This window comes from Streptomyces sp. NBC_01198, from assembly GCF_036010485.1.
Taxonomy (GTDB): domain Bacteria; phylum Actinomycetota; class Actinomycetes; order Streptomycetales; family Streptomycetaceae; genus Actinacidiphila.
Genome location: NZ_CP108568.1, coordinates 7,036,894 through 7,051,378 on the forward strand (window position 1 = coordinate 7,036,894; position 14,485 = coordinate 7,051,378).

Below are 14,485 nucleotides of genomic sequence, written 5' to 3' on the forward strand. Positions count from 1 at the left end.
ATCATTGGTCGCAGCCTACAATAGCCCGCATGGACCAGCCGACGACCCCGCCCACCCTCACCGCCCTGACCACGTACCTGCTGTCCAGGACCGGCAAGACCGCCCGCGGACGGCTCGCCGCCGAACTGGCCGAACAGGGCCTGCGGCTGTGGCACATGGCAGTGCTCGCCGCCCTCGCCGACTTCGGCCCGCACACGCAGCGCGATCTGGCCGACCGTCTCGCCATCGACCCCAGCGACATGGTGAAGGTCCTCGACGACCTCACCGCCGCCGGCCACGTCACCCGCACCCGCGACCCCGCCGACCGCCGGCGCGTCCGCGTCACCCTGACCCCCGCGGGACGCTCGGCGCTGGCCGCCCTGGTCACCGGGGCCGAGTCGGTGCAGGCCGCCCTGCTCGCGCCGCTCACCCCGGCCGAGCGCGCCACCCTGCACGGCCTGCTGGGCCGCCTCTTCGCCGGCCGGGGCGGCACCCCTGACGATCAGTAGGGGTTGGCCGCCGGGCGCCCGTCTGGGAGAATCGACGGCGTGCTGCTGCCGACACCACGACGGGCGGAGTCGCCATGACCGGCCCTGACGGGGCACACCTGCTCGCCATCAGCGACCTGCACGTCGGATACCAGGCCAACCGGCTGATCGTCGAAGGCCTCAGGCCGGAACACGACGACGACTGGCTGCTCGTCGCCGGGGACGTGGCGGAGCGCTCCACCGACATCAGCTGGGCGCTGAGCACCCTCAAGAAGCACTTCTCCACCGTCATCTGGCTGCCCGGCAACCACGAGCTGTGGACGCCGCCGGACGACCCGGTCCGGCTGCGCGGCGAGAGCCGCTACCGCCACCTGGTCGAGGAGGCTCGGCGGCTCGGCGTGATCACCCCCGAGGACCCGTACCCGCTGTGGGAGGGGCCGCGCGGCCCGGTCGCGGTCGTCCCGATGTTCCTGCTCTACGACTACACCTGGCGGGACGGCACCCCCGGCGCGCGCACCAAGGAGGAAGCGCTCTCCCGGGCCCGCGAGGCAGGCGTCGTCTGCACCGACGAGATGTTCCTGCACCCCGACCCGCTGCCCGGCCGCGACGACTGGTGCCGCGACAGGGTCGCCGAGACCGCCCGCCGCCTCGAAGCGCTCGACACGGACCTGCCCACCGTGCTGGCCAACCACTGGCCGCTGCACCGCGAACCCACCGCGATCCTGCACTACCCGGAATTCGCCCTGTGGTGCGGCACCGAGCTCACCGAGCAGTGGCACACCCGCTTCCGCGCCACCGAGGTCGTCTACGGCCACCTGCACATCCCCCGCGTCATCTGGCGCGACGGCGTCCGCTTCACCGAGGTCTCGCTCGGCTACCCGCGCGAATGGGGCCGCCGCCCCACCGGCCCCGCGGGACCCCGACGCATCCTGGCCGGCCGGCAGCAGGCGGCCCGCCGGTGATCGAACACCTGCTGCCGGCAGGCGTGTTCTCCCGCGCCGCCTACGGCGACGAGCTCGACCAGGCGCCGCTGCACCCGGAGGAGACCCCCGCCGTGGCTCGGGCGGTGGCCAAACGGCAGCGCGAATACGCCGCCGGCCGCGCCTGCGCCCGCGCCGCCCTCGCCCGGCTCGGCGCGCCGCCCGGGCCCGTCCTGCGCGACAGCCACCGCGGCGCCCCGCTGTGGCCGGCCGGGGTCGTCGGCAGCATCACCCACTGCGACGGCTACCGCGCCGCGGCCGTCGCCCGCACCGCCGACATCCTCACCCTCGGCATCGACGCGGAACCGCACGACCGGCTGCCCGAAGGCGTGCTGGACGCCATCGTCGCCACCGACGCAGAACGGGCCGCACTCGCCCGCCTCACGGAGAGCGCTCCCCGGATCCACTGGGACCGGCTGCTCTTCAGCGCCAAGGAGACCGTCTACAAGGCCTGGTATCCCTACCACCACCGGATGCTCGGCTTCCACGAGGCCGAACTGCTCTTCACCGCCGACGCCGACACGCCGGACGGCGGCTTGCCGGACGCGGGCTTTCCGGACGCCGACACGCCGAACGCCGGCTTTCCGTACGCCGGCACGCCGGGCGACACGCCCGAGCGTGGCGGCTACACCGCCCGGCTGCTCGTCCCCGGGCCGCTGCTCGCCGAGGGCACCGGGCCCGAGGTCTTCACCGGCCGCTGGATCGTCCGCGACGGCCTGCTGGTCACCGCCATCGCCGTACCCGCGACCGTCGACGGGGCCGCTCCACCGGCTGACGCCGCGGGCTGACCCCGATGGCCCCGGCGTCCGCGCCTCCGCGGCCGGGACCGCCCGCCACCGGCCGCCGCGGTCCGGCACGTTGCGGGGGTTCAGGCCGAATCCCGGGTCACCAGCGTGGTCTTGAAGATCACCGACCGGGTCTGCTGCGACGGATCGTCGATCAGCGCCATCAGCAGCTTCGCCATCTCCGCCGCCATGTCCTCCACCGGCTGCCTGATGGTGGTCAGCAGCGGCCGGGAGGCCAGCGCCGCGCTGCTGTCGTCGAAACCGATCACCGCCACGTCGTCGGGCACCCGGCGGCCCTGGTCCCGCAGCACCAGCAACGAGCCTTGCGCCATCAGGTCGTTGGCGACGAAGACCCCGTCGGTGTCGGGAAAGCGCTCCAGCAGCTCGCGCATCGCCAGTTCGCCGCCGAGCTGCGTGAAACTGCCCTCCACGCTGGGCACGTACGCGTGCCCGTGCTCGGCCATCGCCTCGCGGAAGCCGGCCAGCCGGTCCTGGCCGGCCGGCGAGTCGAAGGGACCGGCGATGGTGGTGATCCGCCGGCACCCGCGGGCCAGCAGCCGCTCGGCGGCCAGCTTCGCGCCCGCCTGCTGCGCCACGTCCACGTAGCTGATCGGGATCGCCGTCGACGGCCGCGCGAACAGCACCGTGGGCAGCCCCGCCTCGGTCAGCAGGAACGGCAGCGAGTCGCCCGGCGCTATCGACACCAGCGCCACGCCGTCGATGTGCTCCTGGCGCAGGTTGGCGACCAGCTTGTGCCGCGCGTCCTCGGAGTCGGCGAGCATCAGCACCGGGTGCACTCCGCGCGGCCGCAGCACCGTCAGCAGCCCGCCGACCACCCGCCCGAAGAAGGGGTCGCTGAAGACCTGTCCGAGGAAGGGGTCGTCGGCCGTGCGGTGGGCGGGCACCGAGAAGACCAGGGCGACCGAGTCGGTACGGCGGGTGACCAGGGTCCTGGCCGCCCGGTTGGGTACGTAACCTGTGGCCTCCACCGCCTCCTGGACGACCCGCTGGATCTCCGGGTCCACATTCCGCGTCCCGTTGACCACCCGCGACACCGTCGCCCTCGACACCCCGGCGGACCGGGCGACGTCTTCCAGAGTGGGCTGGCGTGGCCCCGCCGGACGGCTGCTCGTCATGCGTGCAGTTATACCATGTGCCGGAGAGCGCTCTCCGGGTCCCGGTGCAGGCCACAGCACGGATGGGACGGGGTACGGCAGCCCCCCACAGGCCTGCCGCGCCCCGCCCCGGTCTCATCCGGGCGAGCCGGTCACGCGTAGACCCCGAACTCGTACAGCGAATCGCCGTACGCCGTACCGCGTTGCCCGATCGTCACCCGCACGTAGCGCCCGGACCCGCTGACGTCGAAGGTGTCGACGCCGCCCGTCCCGGTCGTCGTGGAGTAGAGGTTCGTCCAGTTGGTGCCGTCGTTGGACAACTGCACCTGATACGCCTTGCCGTAGGCCGCCTCCCATGCCAGCTGGATGTGCTTGACCGCGGCGCTGGCGCCCAGGTCGACCTGGATCCACTGCGGGTCGCTCCACTCGCTCGCCCACCGGGTGCCCATGTTGCCGTCCGTGGCCATCGCCGGCGTGCACGGGCAGCCGCCGGTCGGATCGCTCTGGTACGACGACGCCGTCGTGGGCTTGCCGAGCGCCACGTTCGTGCCGCCCACCTGCGGGGCCACCACCCGGAAGGACCTGGTCTCGATCCCGACGTTGCCGTGCCCGTCGTAGGCGTAGACGTAGACCTTCCACACCCCGAGCGTCTTCGGCGCGGTCGCCGTGAACTGGCCGTTCCCGGTCTGCGTGAAGTCCACCTGGTGCAGCGCGGTCCCGCTGTCCACGTACTTCGAGGAGTACATCAGCTGATACCGCAGCGGATCGCCGTTCGGATCGCTCGCCGAGGCCGACACGGTGAACTGCCCGCCGGCCGGCACAGAACCGCTGTTCGCGACGGTCATCGAGCTGATCACCGGCGGGGTGTTGGCCTGGGGCGTACCGCCGTAGTCCTTCGCCACCGAGTAGTACGCCAGCCGCTTCCACCCGCTGGGACGGACGTTGAACCAGACACCGCCGAAGTCGTTCTCGTCGCCGTAGTGGAACATCGTCGCCCCGAGGCCCACTCCGGTGTGCCCGACGATGCAGTTCCACGCGGAGAGGTAGGCGTCGCGCTTCTGGACGTCGGTCGGTTCCGTCGGCACCCCGTTGGCGTCGTCGGGCACCTCCCACTCGCCGGCCTCACCGGTCTCGGTCACGATGTACGGCTTGGTGTAACCGCCGTTGACCCAGTCCTGCTTCACGTTGCACACCGCGCCGTAGGAGTTGACGGCGTAGAGGTCCAGCGAGGGCGTGTACTGCTTGTAGTACGGCCACGCCCCGGTCCACGCGTCGGTCGACGTCACCGGGTGGTTCGGGTCGATCGCATGGATCGCCTGCGTCACCTGCTCCACGAACTTCGCGTAGGCGGTCCGCTGCTGCTCGATCGCCGCACCCGAGTAGTGGTCCTGCGTGGTCAGGATGACCTCGTTGCCGACGTCCCACATCAGCACGCCCGGATGGTTCTTGTAGGTGGTCACCCAGTTCTTGATGTCGTTGAGCGTGTTCGTCTTGTACGCCGTGTCGTTGACGTAGTCCGCGCCCTGGTTGAGCCAGAAGCCGTTGACCACCTTGAGCCCGTAGGCCGCCGCCGCGTCCAGCAGCGGCTTGCTGCTCGCGTCGGTGCCCCAGGTGCGCAGCGTGTTGACGCCCATCGACTTCAGGTCCCGCATGTGGGAGTCGGCCGTGGTGTTGGCCGGGCCCCACGTCATGCCCCGCACCTGGTAGGGCTTGCCGTCCACCGTCAGCTGCCAGTTGCCCTGGCTGCCGGTGACGTGCACGTTGCTCGGCGTGGTCGGCACCGGCGGGTCGGTCAGCGGGGCGGGGGCGCTGCCGGTGGTCTGCGACACCGTCACGTTGTCGATGCTCAGCGCGCCACCGGAGGAGGTGCCGGCGTCCGGCGAGGTGCAGCCGCAGATCGAGTTCGGGTACGAACCGCCGATGCGCAGGCTGAAGTCCACGTAGACCCCGTGGTGCACGGCCGCGTTCCAGGTCGACACCCCGACCTGCGACTCGTTGACCTGCCACACCTGGTTGCCGTCGAGGTACCAGCGGATCTGCTCGTCGGAGGTGGTGCGGTCGATGATCTCGGAGTAGGTGTGGTAGCCGCTCTGGCAACTGGCGCAGGTGGCCAGCCCGCTGGTCAGGCCGTTGTACTCGGAGCAGTTGCCGCCCGGCGCAGTCCCGCAGTGCAGGGTCGCCGACAGCTGGTTGCGGCCGTTGACGTCCTCCATGATGTCGCTCTCGCCGACGGCCGGCCAGGAGCCGAGGTTGCCGCGGTAGGCCGCGCCCATCGCGCGGAACGACGGCCAGTAGCCGAGCGCGTCGGCCACCGAGGGCTGCTTGAGGGTCGCGGAGATCTGCAGCCTGCCGCCGGCCGGCGCGGTGAAGTCGGTGCGCTTGGTCTCGATCCGGCCGGACGTCCACGACGTCCCCGACTTCAGCGCGGTCAGGTTGAGGTGGCCGCTGCCGTCCAGGCCCACGTTCGCCGGGGAGTTGGTGGCCGTCTCGACCTCGCCGGTGCCCCAGTTGGCGGGGCCGCCGGGGTAGGCGGTACCGGTGTCGGTGATCCAGTTGCCCGCGTCGGGGGAGGTGCCCGCGGCGCCGTTGAAGTCGTCGCTCCACACGGTGGACCAGTCGCCGGGCGGCGGGGTGCCGGTGCCGCCGCCGTTCGCGCCGCCGTCGCCACCGCCGGTGGTGCCGCCCGTGCCGCCGGTGGCCATGGTGCCGTATACCTGGAACTCCCACACCGAGTAGCCGTAGCCGTTGCTGCGGGCGGTGCCGTACATCCGTACGTAGCGGCCCGTGCCGCTGACCGTGAGGGTCTCGGTGTCGGTGGCGCCGGTCGTCGTGGAGTAGAGCGGCGTCCAGTGCGAGGCGTCGTCGGAGACCTGGATCTGGTAGGCCGACGCGTGGTTCTCCCAGTTCAGCACCACCTTGCTGAGGGTGGCGGTGGCGCCGAGGTCGACCTGCAGCCACTGCGGGTCCGCCCAGGCGCTGGCCCAGCGGGTGGCGGTGCTGCCGTCGACGGCGGCGGTGGCGGGGTAGCCGGCGCCCTCCGTGGAGGAGGCGGTCGCGGGCCGGCCCTGGGAGAGCAGGGCGTCGGCGGCGTGCGCGGGGGTGGTGGGGACCGCCAGCGCGTAGAGCGCGAGACCGACGGCCAGCAGCAGCAGGAAGGCGGCGCGCAGCGAGGGGGGAAGAGATCCTGGTCGAAGGCGTGCCGAGGGTGACGCTCTCATGGCGGACTCCAGCGGTGGGGGTGGGAGGGGAGAGCGGAGAAAGCGCTTCCAGGTGCGGGCCGAGCCGGTGGGGGAGGGTGTCGTGGATGATGGGAGAGCGCTCTCTCAGTCGCCCCGATGGTTGCCGCTGGGTTTCCGGGGTGTCAAGAGATACGACGCGAACGGTCCGCGGTCGCGGGGCCGGGTGGCTGTGATGGGCGGAATGCGGCGCCCGCAGGGTCCGTTTCCTGGCGGTCCGGGCCGGGCGGGGCTTGACACGGTGGCGGGCGACGGGTGAGTGTACGCAGTGTCGGGAGAGCGCTCTCCCGGTTGTTGTCCCCGTCCTTCCGCGACACTCGTCTCCAGCCCGCCGCTCATCGCGGCCTCCCTGCCGATGGGGCGTCACGCCGCGGGCGGCGCCACGCAGGAGGCCATGAAGGGATGACCATGATCACCCCCGGCTCCGTGTCCGCTCCGCAGCCCGCCGCCGCGCCCACGATCAGCGACGCGGAGATCGACGCCCTCGTCGCGCGGCTCGACCTGCCCGCCAGAATACGGCTGCTGTCCGGCGCGAGCACCTTCCGGACCCGGCCGGAACCCGCGGTCGGCCTGCGGGCGATGGGCGTCTCGGACGGTCCGGCCGGCGTGCGCGGCGAGAAGTGGGACGAGCGCGACACCGCGCTCGTGCTGCCCTCCGCGACCGCGCTGGCCGCCGCCTGGGACGACGACCTGGTCACCGAACTGGGCGGACTGCTGGCCGCCGAGGCCCGCCGCAAGCAGATCCACATCCTGCTCGCCCCCACGCTGAACCTGCACCGCACCCCCGCTGCGGGACGGCACTTCGAGTGCTACGCCGAGGACCCGCTGCTGACCGGTCGCACCGCCGTCGCCTACATCCGCGGGGTGCAGGCCGGCGGGGTGGCCGCCACCGCCAAGCACTACGTCGCCAACGACTCCGAGACCGACCGGCTCACCCTCGACGCCCGCCTCGACGAGCGCACCCTGCACGAGGTCTATCTCGCGCCCTTCGAGGCCGCGGTGCGGGCGGGAGTGTGGGTGGTGATGTCCGCCTACAACCGGGTCAACGGCGTCACGCTGTCGGAAAGCCCGCTGCTGGCCGAGCCGTTGAAGGGCTCCTGGGCCTTCGACGGTGTCGTGGTCTCCGACTGGGGCGCGGTCCGCAGCACGGAGGGCGCCGCGCTGGCGCCGCAGGACCTGGCGATGCCCGGGCCACACCCGCTGTGGGGTGCACCGCTGCTGGCCGCGGTGCGCGAGGGCCGGGTGCCGCAGGACGTGATCGACGCGAAGGTGCGCCGCATCCTGCGGCTGGCCGCCCGGGTGGGCGCGCTGGACGGCGTCCTGCCGCCGCCGCCCGCGCCCGCGCCGGCCGACCCGCGCGCCCTGCTGCGCCGCGCGGTGGCCGCCGGCTGCGTGCTGCTGCGCAACGAGGGCGGCCTGCTGCCGCTGACACCCGCGCCGGGTCCCGCCGGCCCGGTGACCGACTCCGCGCCGGGCGGTAGTGCCGGGGGGCTGCCCGGCGCGGACCACGGCCGGGCGGTGACCTCTCCACTGGTCGGTGCGCTGGCCCACGCGGTGGGCGGTGCGGTGTCCGGCCCGGTGGCCGGCGGCGCGGCGCCCCCGCGGGCCGGTGGGCCGCGCCCGATCAGGCGGCTCGCGGTCATCGGGCCGAACGCCGCGTCCGCGCGCGTGCAGGGCGGCGGCAGCGCCGGTGTCTTCCCCGCCGTGGTGGTCTCGCCGTTGGACGGCATCGGGGAAGCGCTCTCCGGCACCGGCACCGAGGTCGTGTACGCCGAGGGCGTCACCCTCAGCACCCGCCCGACCCCGCTGCACCCCGGCAACTCCCACGACCCCCGCACCGGCGAACCCGGCGTGCTGGTCCGCTACCTCGCCGCCGACGGCAGCGAGATCTGCGCCGAGCACCGGCTCAGCGGCCGCATCCTGGAGCCGGGCGACGCACCAGAACTCGCCCGCACCGCGGCCTGCGTGGAGGTCAGCGCCCTGGTCACCCCGGCGGAACCGGGCGAGTGGCGGTTCGCGGTGGTGGGCCTGGGCGCGGTCACCCTGCACGCGGACGGCGAGCCGCTGATCGACACCCACGTGGCCGCCGAGTCCGACGACCCGACCTACGTGCACGTGGCGCCGTCCTTCCGAACCGCAGCCCGCAAGGTGACCCCCGGCGAGCCGCTGCACCTGGTCGCCACCCGGGAGCTGGCGCCCGACCAGGGCATGGCCGTCGCCCTGGCCGCCGACCCGCCGCGCCCCGACGAGGACGAGGCGCTCGCCGAGGCCGTCGCGTGCGCGCGCGCCGCCGACGCGGCGGTCGTGGTGGTGGGCACCACCGACGAGATCGAGAGCGAGGGCTTCGACCGCCCGTCGCTGGCACTGCCCGGCCGCCAGGACGAGCTGGTCGCGGCGGTCACCGCCGCCAACCGGCGGACGGTGGTGATCGTCAACTCCGGCGGTCCGGTCGAGCTGCCCTGGCGGGAGAGCGCTCCCGCGGTGCTGCTGTGCTGGTTCCCCGGGCAGGAGGCGGGGCACGGCCTGGCCGACGTGCTGTTCGGCCGGGCCGAACCCGGCGGCCGGCTGCCCACCACCTGGGCCGCGGCCGCCGACGGCGCCCCGCTGCCCGCCACCGCCCCGCAGGCCGGGGTGCTGCACTACACCGAAGGCCCCTACCTCGGCCACCGCGCCTGGCGCCGGGCGGGAGCCACGCCCGCGTACTGGTTCGGCCACGGCCTGGGCTACACCACGTGGGCGTACGAGTCGCTGACCGTGCGGGCCGCCCCGCAGCCCGACGGCGGCGGCACACCGGGGCAGGGCGCGCTGGCCCTGGTGACGGTACGCAACACCGGCGCGCGTGCCGGGCGCGAGGTCGTGCAGGTCTATCTGACCACCGGGCCCGACGACCACGACGACGGCGGCCCGCGGCTGGCCGGCTACGCCGCCGTCCACGTGGCGCCCGGCGAGGCGGCGGTGGCCGAGGTGCGGATCGCCCCGCGCGCCTTCCAGCGCTGGTCGCCGCCGGAGCAGCGCTGGGTGCCGCGCCCGGGGCCGTACCAGATGCACGCCGGTCCCTCCGCCGCCCGGCAACCGCTCTCCGGCCCGCTGGACCGCTGACCGGCCGCCACCCCGCCCCGCGCCCACCGCCGGAGACCGGCGGCGGAGCACCCGGGAGCCGGGCGTCCCCCGCCCCTGACACGGGGGGCGCCCACCGGCGACGGCCGCCTCCCGCACCTGCGGCCGCGAGCCGCCGCGCCCCCCGCCGACCTGCCTGTGCGGGCCGCCCGGCGGGGTCGGGGAGAGCCGGGGGATGGCATCAGTTTCCAAGATCCGCGTTGTCAGTGCCCGCCGCTATGTTCGGTGGTGTCCCGCCGTCGTGGCGTGGAAATCCCCCGGGCGCAGAGGAGATGACGCGTTGTCAGACTGGGAGAGGTCGAGCACCGTGCGGGTGGTCCCACCCGCACACCCGCGCAGGCTCGCCAAGGTCCCGTTCGTCGAACTGGCCGACGGGCGACTGCAGGGTGTGGTGTCCAGCGGGTCGGACATCGAGCGGGTCTACGTCTCGTCGGTGGCGGCAGGCAGCTTCGCCTTCGCCTGCAGCACCAACAACAACCGGCCCTGCGGCGGCGCGCGGGGCTGGTTCTGCAACCACATCCGCGCCCTGGTCGGCGAGGCGGTGCTGCAGTACGGCGCCGAGCGGGTCGGCCGCTACATGCGGGTCGAGCCGGCGGACGCGGAACCGAGCGCGATGCTGCTGCTCACCCAGATGAGCGGCGCCCGTCCCGCGCGGGGCGACAGCGCGGCCGCGGCACCGGTCTTCAGCCGCTTCCTGCGCCACCTGGCCTACCTCGAACTCGCCCCGACCACCGCGCCGCTGCCGGAGATGCAGTGGTTCCCGCCGACCAGGGCGGTGGCGTGATGCGCGCCGACGTGCTCGCCGACGGCATCGACGGGCTCGACGAGGCGCTGGCCGCAGTCGACGCCTTCGACCAGGTCCTCGTCACCGGACTGCTGCGCCCGCAGCCGGCCCAGGCCGCCGGCCTGAGCGGGCTGGCCGGCGCCGTCGCGGGGACGCCGCTGGCCGCCAGGGTCGCCGAGGCCGCGGAGAAGGCGCTGGCGGGCGGGGCGGGCGAGGACCACTTCGTCGCCCTCGCCGCCGCCCGCACCGCCCTGCTCGGCTCGGTCCACGACGCCCTGGCGGCCCGCGCGGAGGAGGCGACCGGGCGTCCCCGCAGCGAGTGGGACGCCCCCGGGCCCGCCGAGCGGCAACCGGTCAACGTGACGGCGGCCGCCCGCTCCTGGCTGTCGGACCTGGCGCGCTGCGGATGGCGGGGCATCGACCACGAGGTCGTCTCCTCCGCCGCGCCGGTCGTCTCGGCGATGCTCCCCGACCCCGGCCTGCGCCGCCTGGCGTCCCTGCTCGACGGATTCGCCGCCGAGCTCGCCGCGTCCTGCCCCGGCGCCGCGCTGGACCGGGTGCCCGCCCGCCGCTGGGCCGACCTGTGGTCCCGCGCGCTGCTGCTGACGCTGCCCGGCGCGGCCGGCGCGCCCGCGCGGGGCACGGCCACCGGGCGCCTGCTGCCGCTCGGGGTCGACGTCCAGGAGCACGCGACGGCCGTGCAGGCCCAGGTGCACGCGGTCTTCGAGCCCGCGGACGGCGCCGCACCCCTGCTGGTGCGGGCGAGCGTGTCGGCCTCGAAGCCGGACACGGTCGTCGGCGCGGGCCTGTGGCAGCTGCTCCGCCCGCACATGTCGCTGCTGGCCGCGGTCAGCGAGGGCCGCTCGATGGACCTGGTCGGCATGCCGGTCACCGCCGAGGGCGACCTGATCTGGAGCGACGCGCACGCACGGCAGGGCGAGCCGGCCGACCCGTTCAGCACCGCCCGGGTGGCCTTGCCCACCGCGACCGGGCCGGCGACGGCGCCCCTGGACCGGCACCCGGCACGGATCGCCGTCCCCGTCTTCATCGAGGGCTATACGGCCGAGGAGGACGACGCGGGGCTGACGTTCACCCTCACCGGGCAGCGGCTGCCCGTCGACACCGACCGTATCCCGGCCGCGGGACCGCTCACCCCCGCGTCGGTGGCCGCGTCGGTCGCCTGCATCGGGCTGCTGCGCTGGGATGCCGGGTCCTTCGGCGTCCAGCCGCTGGCCGTCGAGACGACCGTACGCAAGAAGCCGGTCACCGTGCAGGCCGGAGCGTGGGCCGGGGGCACGGCGGACAAGGCGGGGGTCAAGGCGGAGAAGGCCGCGACCGACGCGGCGGCGGTGCTGCGCGAGCGCGCGGGAAGGCTGCTGCGGAAATGACCGGGCGCGATTTCGAAGCCGAGGCGCTCTCCTGCGACAACCGCAGGCAGGTGATGTACTGGCGGCTGCTCGCCCGGCTCTTCGACCACGAGGAGCAGGCAGCGCTGGAATCGGCCAGCCTGGCGGTGGTCGAGGACATCGGCCTGCCGCCCGCGCTGCTCGACCCGCAGGCCTCCGTCGACTCCGTCGTGCAGCGCCACCCCGAACTGGCCGCCGAATTCGACGGCTTGATGGTGCCGCCGCCCGACCCGGCGGCGGAGGGCGAGGCGGACCAGGAAGCCGGCGCGGGCTCCGGCGGCGACCTGCGGGACCGGGCCGCCGAGGTGCGGCGGGCCGCGCTGGTCTCCAAGGTGCTGCTCAACGTCTTCGCGACCGGCACCGGCCCTGTCACCGCCGGCGGATTGTCCCGCTGGCAGTCCGACGCCGGCTGGCTGGAGCGGGCCCTCGGCTGCGCGCCGGGCGACCTGCGCGGCGGCCGCAGCCCAGGCGGCGCGACGGCCGGCGGCGGTACGGGGACGGGCCGGGGCGTCAGCCCGTACGGCTCCGGCGGCGGGGGCGCCACCCCGGACCTGAGCCGGCTGATCCCGGCGATCGGGCCGGAACTGGGCGCCATCGAGGCCGACCTGGTCAAGCGGATGCAGCTGCGCGAGGTCCTGGCCGACCCGCGGCTCGCCGCCCGGCTGACCCCGAGCATGTCGCTGATCGAGCAGCTGCTGCGGGACAAGAACAACCTGTCAGGCGTCGCGCTGGCCAATGCCAAGTCGCTGATCCGCCGCTTCGTGGACGAGGTCGCCCAGGTGCTGCGCACCCAGGTGGAGAAGGCCGCGGTCGGCGCGATCGACCGCTCGGTCCCGCCCAAGCGGGTCTTCCGCAACCTGGACCTGGAGCGGACGATCTGGAAGAACCTCACCAACTGGAGCCCGGAGGAGGAGCAGCTCTACGTCGACCGGCTCTACTACCGCCAGACCGCGCGCCGGACGACTCCGCAGCGGCTGATCGTGGTGGTGGACCAGTCCGGCTCGATGGTCGACTCGATGGTCAACTGCACCATCCTGGCGTCGATCTTCGCCGGACTGCCCAGGGTCGACGTGCACCTGATCGCCTACGACACCCAGGCGCTCGACCTCACCCCGTGGGTGCACGACCCCTTCGAGACGCTGCTGCGCACCAACCTCGGCGGCGGCACCGACGGCACGGTGGCCATGGCGCTCGCGCAGCCGAAGATCGCCGAACCGCGCAACACGGTCGTGGTGTGGATCTCCGACTTCTACGAGTGGCGGTCGGAACCGCTCTTCGAGGCCATGGCCGCCGTCCACCGCTCGGGAGCCAGGTTCATCCCGGTCGGCTCGGTGACCAGCGCCGGCCGCGGCAGCGTCAACCCGTGGTTCCGGGAGCGCTTCAAGGACCTCGGCACACCGGTGCTCTCCGGCCACATCCGCAAGCTCGTCCACGAACTCAAGACCTTCCTCGCCTAGAAAGGCTCCGATATGTCCGACCTGTTGCGCGCCCCCGCGGAGATCAAGTACGCCGAGGAGCTGGACTGGCTGGAGTCGGTCGACGACGGTCCCAAGCCCTTCACCTGGCGGCTGTCGCCGAAGATGGTCCGGCTGTTCGTGCTGGGCTCCGAGCGCTCCGACGGCCTGGACCGGGAGATCGCCCCGAAGTGGTTCGGCGACCGCAGCTTCGTGGAGCGCTCCATCGTCACGCTGGCCTCCGACCGCGGGCTGCTGCTGATCGGCGACCCCGGCACCGGCAAGAGCTGGCTGGCAGAACTGCTGTCCGCCGCGATATGCCGCAACTCCACCCTGGTGGTGCAGGGCACGGCCGGCACCACCGAGGACCACATCAAATACTCCTGGAACGTGTCGATGGTGATCGCCAAGGGCCAGTCGCGGGAGTCGATGATCCCCTCACCGATCATGACGGCCATGGAGGCCGGTGCGATCGGCCGCTTCGAGGAACTGACCCGCTCCACCAGCGACGTCCAGGACGCGCTGATCTCGATCCTGTCCGAGAAGTACATCTCGGTGCCGGAACTGGACAACGGCAACAGCGCCAACATCGTCTTCGCCAAGCCCGGTTTCTCGGTCATCGCCACCGCCAACAGCCGCGACCGGGGGGTCAACGACCTGTCGTCCGCGCTCAAACGCCGGTTCAACTTCGTCCGCATCCCGGTGGTGACGAACAAGAAGAGCGAGGCGGAGATCGTCCGCTTCCGCACCGAGGAGCTGCTGCGCAGGCACCGCATCGAGCTGGACGTGCCGCCGACCCTGCTCGACGTGCTGCTGCAGAGCTTCGCCGACCTGCGGACCTCGGCGGCCGCGGCGGGCAGCGACGACGAGAAGCTGGAGTCGGCGCTGTCCACCGCCGAGCAGATCGGCGTGCTGGAGGACGCGATCCTGCACGGCAACTTCTTCGGCGAGCGCGCGCTGACCGCCCACACCCTAGCCTCCTCGCTCGTCGGATCGCTGGCCCGGCGCGAGCCGGAGGACCTGGCGATACTCAACAAGTACCTGCACGGCGTCGTCGAGCCGCGCAGCAAGGAAGTGGGCGGCAGCTGGCCGGAGTTCCTCGAAGGCGGCCGCGACGCGATCGCCACCCTGTCGTGACGGC

The 14,485-nt window shown here is 73.5% G+C and carries 10 protein-coding genes and 1 pseudogene; 8 read left to right on the forward strand and 3 right to left on the reverse strand.

Features of this window, described 5'->3' with window-relative positions:
• Positions 1-29 precede the first annotated feature (29 nt).
• The 3 genes from OG702_RS31245 (at position 30) to OG702_RS31255 (ending at position 2,235) form a co-directional block, all read left to right on the forward strand.
• Positions 30-488 (forward strand): MarR family winged helix-turn-helix transcriptional regulator, encoded by a 459-nt coding sequence (locus tag OG702_RS31245; protein WP_327292296.1) that lies wholly within the window; start codon positions 30-32, stop codon positions 486-488.
• 74 nt (positions 489-562) lie between these two features.
• Positions 563-1,429 (forward strand): metallophosphoesterase family protein, encoded by an 867-nt coding sequence (locus OG702_RS31250; protein WP_327292297.1) that lies wholly within the window; start codon positions 563-565, stop codon positions 1,427-1,429.
• Positions 1,426-2,235, forward strand: a complete 810-nt coding sequence (locus OG702_RS31255; protein WP_327292298.1) for a 4'-phosphopantetheinyl transferase family protein — start codon at positions 1,426-1,428, stop codon at positions 2,233-2,235. Before OG702_RS31250 ends, OG702_RS31255 begins: the two co-directional genes overlap by 4 nt.
• Before the next feature lie 80 nt (positions 2,236-2,315).
• Here the strand turns inward: OG702_RS31255 and OG702_RS31260 are convergent, their stop codons facing one another.
• From OG702_RS31260 to OG702_RS35585, 3 genes and pseudogenes are all read right to left on the reverse strand, one after another.
• On the reverse strand, positions 2,316-3,368 hold the full coding sequence (locus OG702_RS31260) for a LacI family DNA-binding transcriptional regulator (RefSeq protein WP_327292299.1): 1,053 nt from the start codon (positions 3,366-3,368) through the stop codon (positions 2,316-2,318).
• Between the two features lie 131 nt (positions 3,369-3,499).
• Positions 3,500-5,182: a galactose-binding domain-containing protein gene (locus OG702_RS35580; RefSeq protein WP_442814751.1), complete on the reverse strand. Its 1,683-nt coding sequence runs from the start codon at positions 5,180-5,182 to the stop codon at positions 3,500-3,502.
• 900 nt (positions 5,183-6,082) lie between these two features.
• Positions 6,083-6,565, reverse strand: a pseudogene (locus tag OG702_RS35585) (discoidin domain-containing protein); the annotation flags it as partial.
• Positions 6,566-6,985: 420 nt separating this feature from the next.
• On the opposite strand from OG702_RS35585, the gene OG702_RS31270 reads away from it, so the two are divergent.
• The 5 genes from OG702_RS31270 (at position 6,986) to OG702_RS31290 (ending at position 14,481) form a co-directional block, all read left to right on the forward strand.
• Positions 6,986-9,682, forward strand: a complete 2,697-nt coding sequence (locus OG702_RS31270) for a beta-glucosidase (protein WP_327292301.1) — start codon at positions 6,986-6,988, stop codon at positions 9,680-9,682.
• A 298-nt stretch (positions 9,683-9,980) separates the two neighbouring features.
• Positions 9,981-10,484 carry a hypothetical protein gene (locus OG702_RS31275; RefSeq protein WP_327292302.1) on the forward strand — a complete coding sequence of 168 codons (504 nt, stop codon included), beginning with the start codon at positions 9,981-9,983 and terminating at the stop codon, positions 10,482-10,484.
• Positions 10,454-11,872, forward strand: a complete 1,419-nt coding sequence (locus OG702_RS31280) for a hypothetical protein (RefSeq protein ID WP_327292303.1) — start codon at positions 10,454-10,456, stop codon at positions 11,870-11,872. The genes OG702_RS31275 and OG702_RS31280 overlap by 31 nt, the downstream gene beginning before the upstream one ends.
• The gene (locus OG702_RS31285; protein ID WP_327292304.1) at positions 11,869-13,347 is read left to right on the forward strand and encodes a vWA domain-containing protein; all 1,479 of its coding nucleotides are present in this window, start codon (positions 11,869-11,871) and stop codon (positions 13,345-13,347) included. Before OG702_RS31280 ends, OG702_RS31285 begins: the two co-directional genes overlap by 4 nt.
• Positions 13,348-13,359: 12 nt before the next feature.
• Positions 13,360-14,481, forward strand: coding sequence for an ATP-binding protein (locus OG702_RS31290; RefSeq protein ID WP_327292305.1), 1,122 nt, complete (start codon positions 13,360-13,362; stop codon positions 14,479-14,481).
• Positions 14,482-14,485 lie beyond the last annotated feature (4 nt).

Bases quoted from the DNA above. Each gene is read 5' to 3' on its own strand.
- OG702_RS31290 (WP_327292305.1), top strand. From the start codon at position 13,360: ATGTCCGACCTGTTGCGCGCCCCCGCGGAGATCAAGTACGCCGAGGAG.
- OG702_RS31270 (WP_327292301.1), top strand. From the start codon at position 6,986: ATGACCATGATCACCCCCGGCTCCGTGTCCGCTCCGCAGCCCGCCGCC.
- OG702_RS31285 (WP_327292304.1), top strand. From the start codon at position 11,869: ATGACCGGGCGCGATTTCGAAGCCGAGGCGCTCTCCTGCGACAACCGC.
- OG702_RS31250 (WP_327292297.1), top strand. From the start codon at position 563: ATGACCGGCCCTGACGGGGCACACCTGCTCGCCATCAGCGACCTGCAC.
- OG702_RS31245 (WP_327292296.1), top strand. From the start codon at position 30: ATGGACCAGCCGACGACCCCGCCCACCCTCACCGCCCTGACCACGTAC.
- OG702_RS31260 (WP_327292299.1), bottom strand. From the start codon at position 3,368: ATGACGAGCAGCCGTCCGGCGGGGCCACGCCAGCCCACTCTGGAAGAC.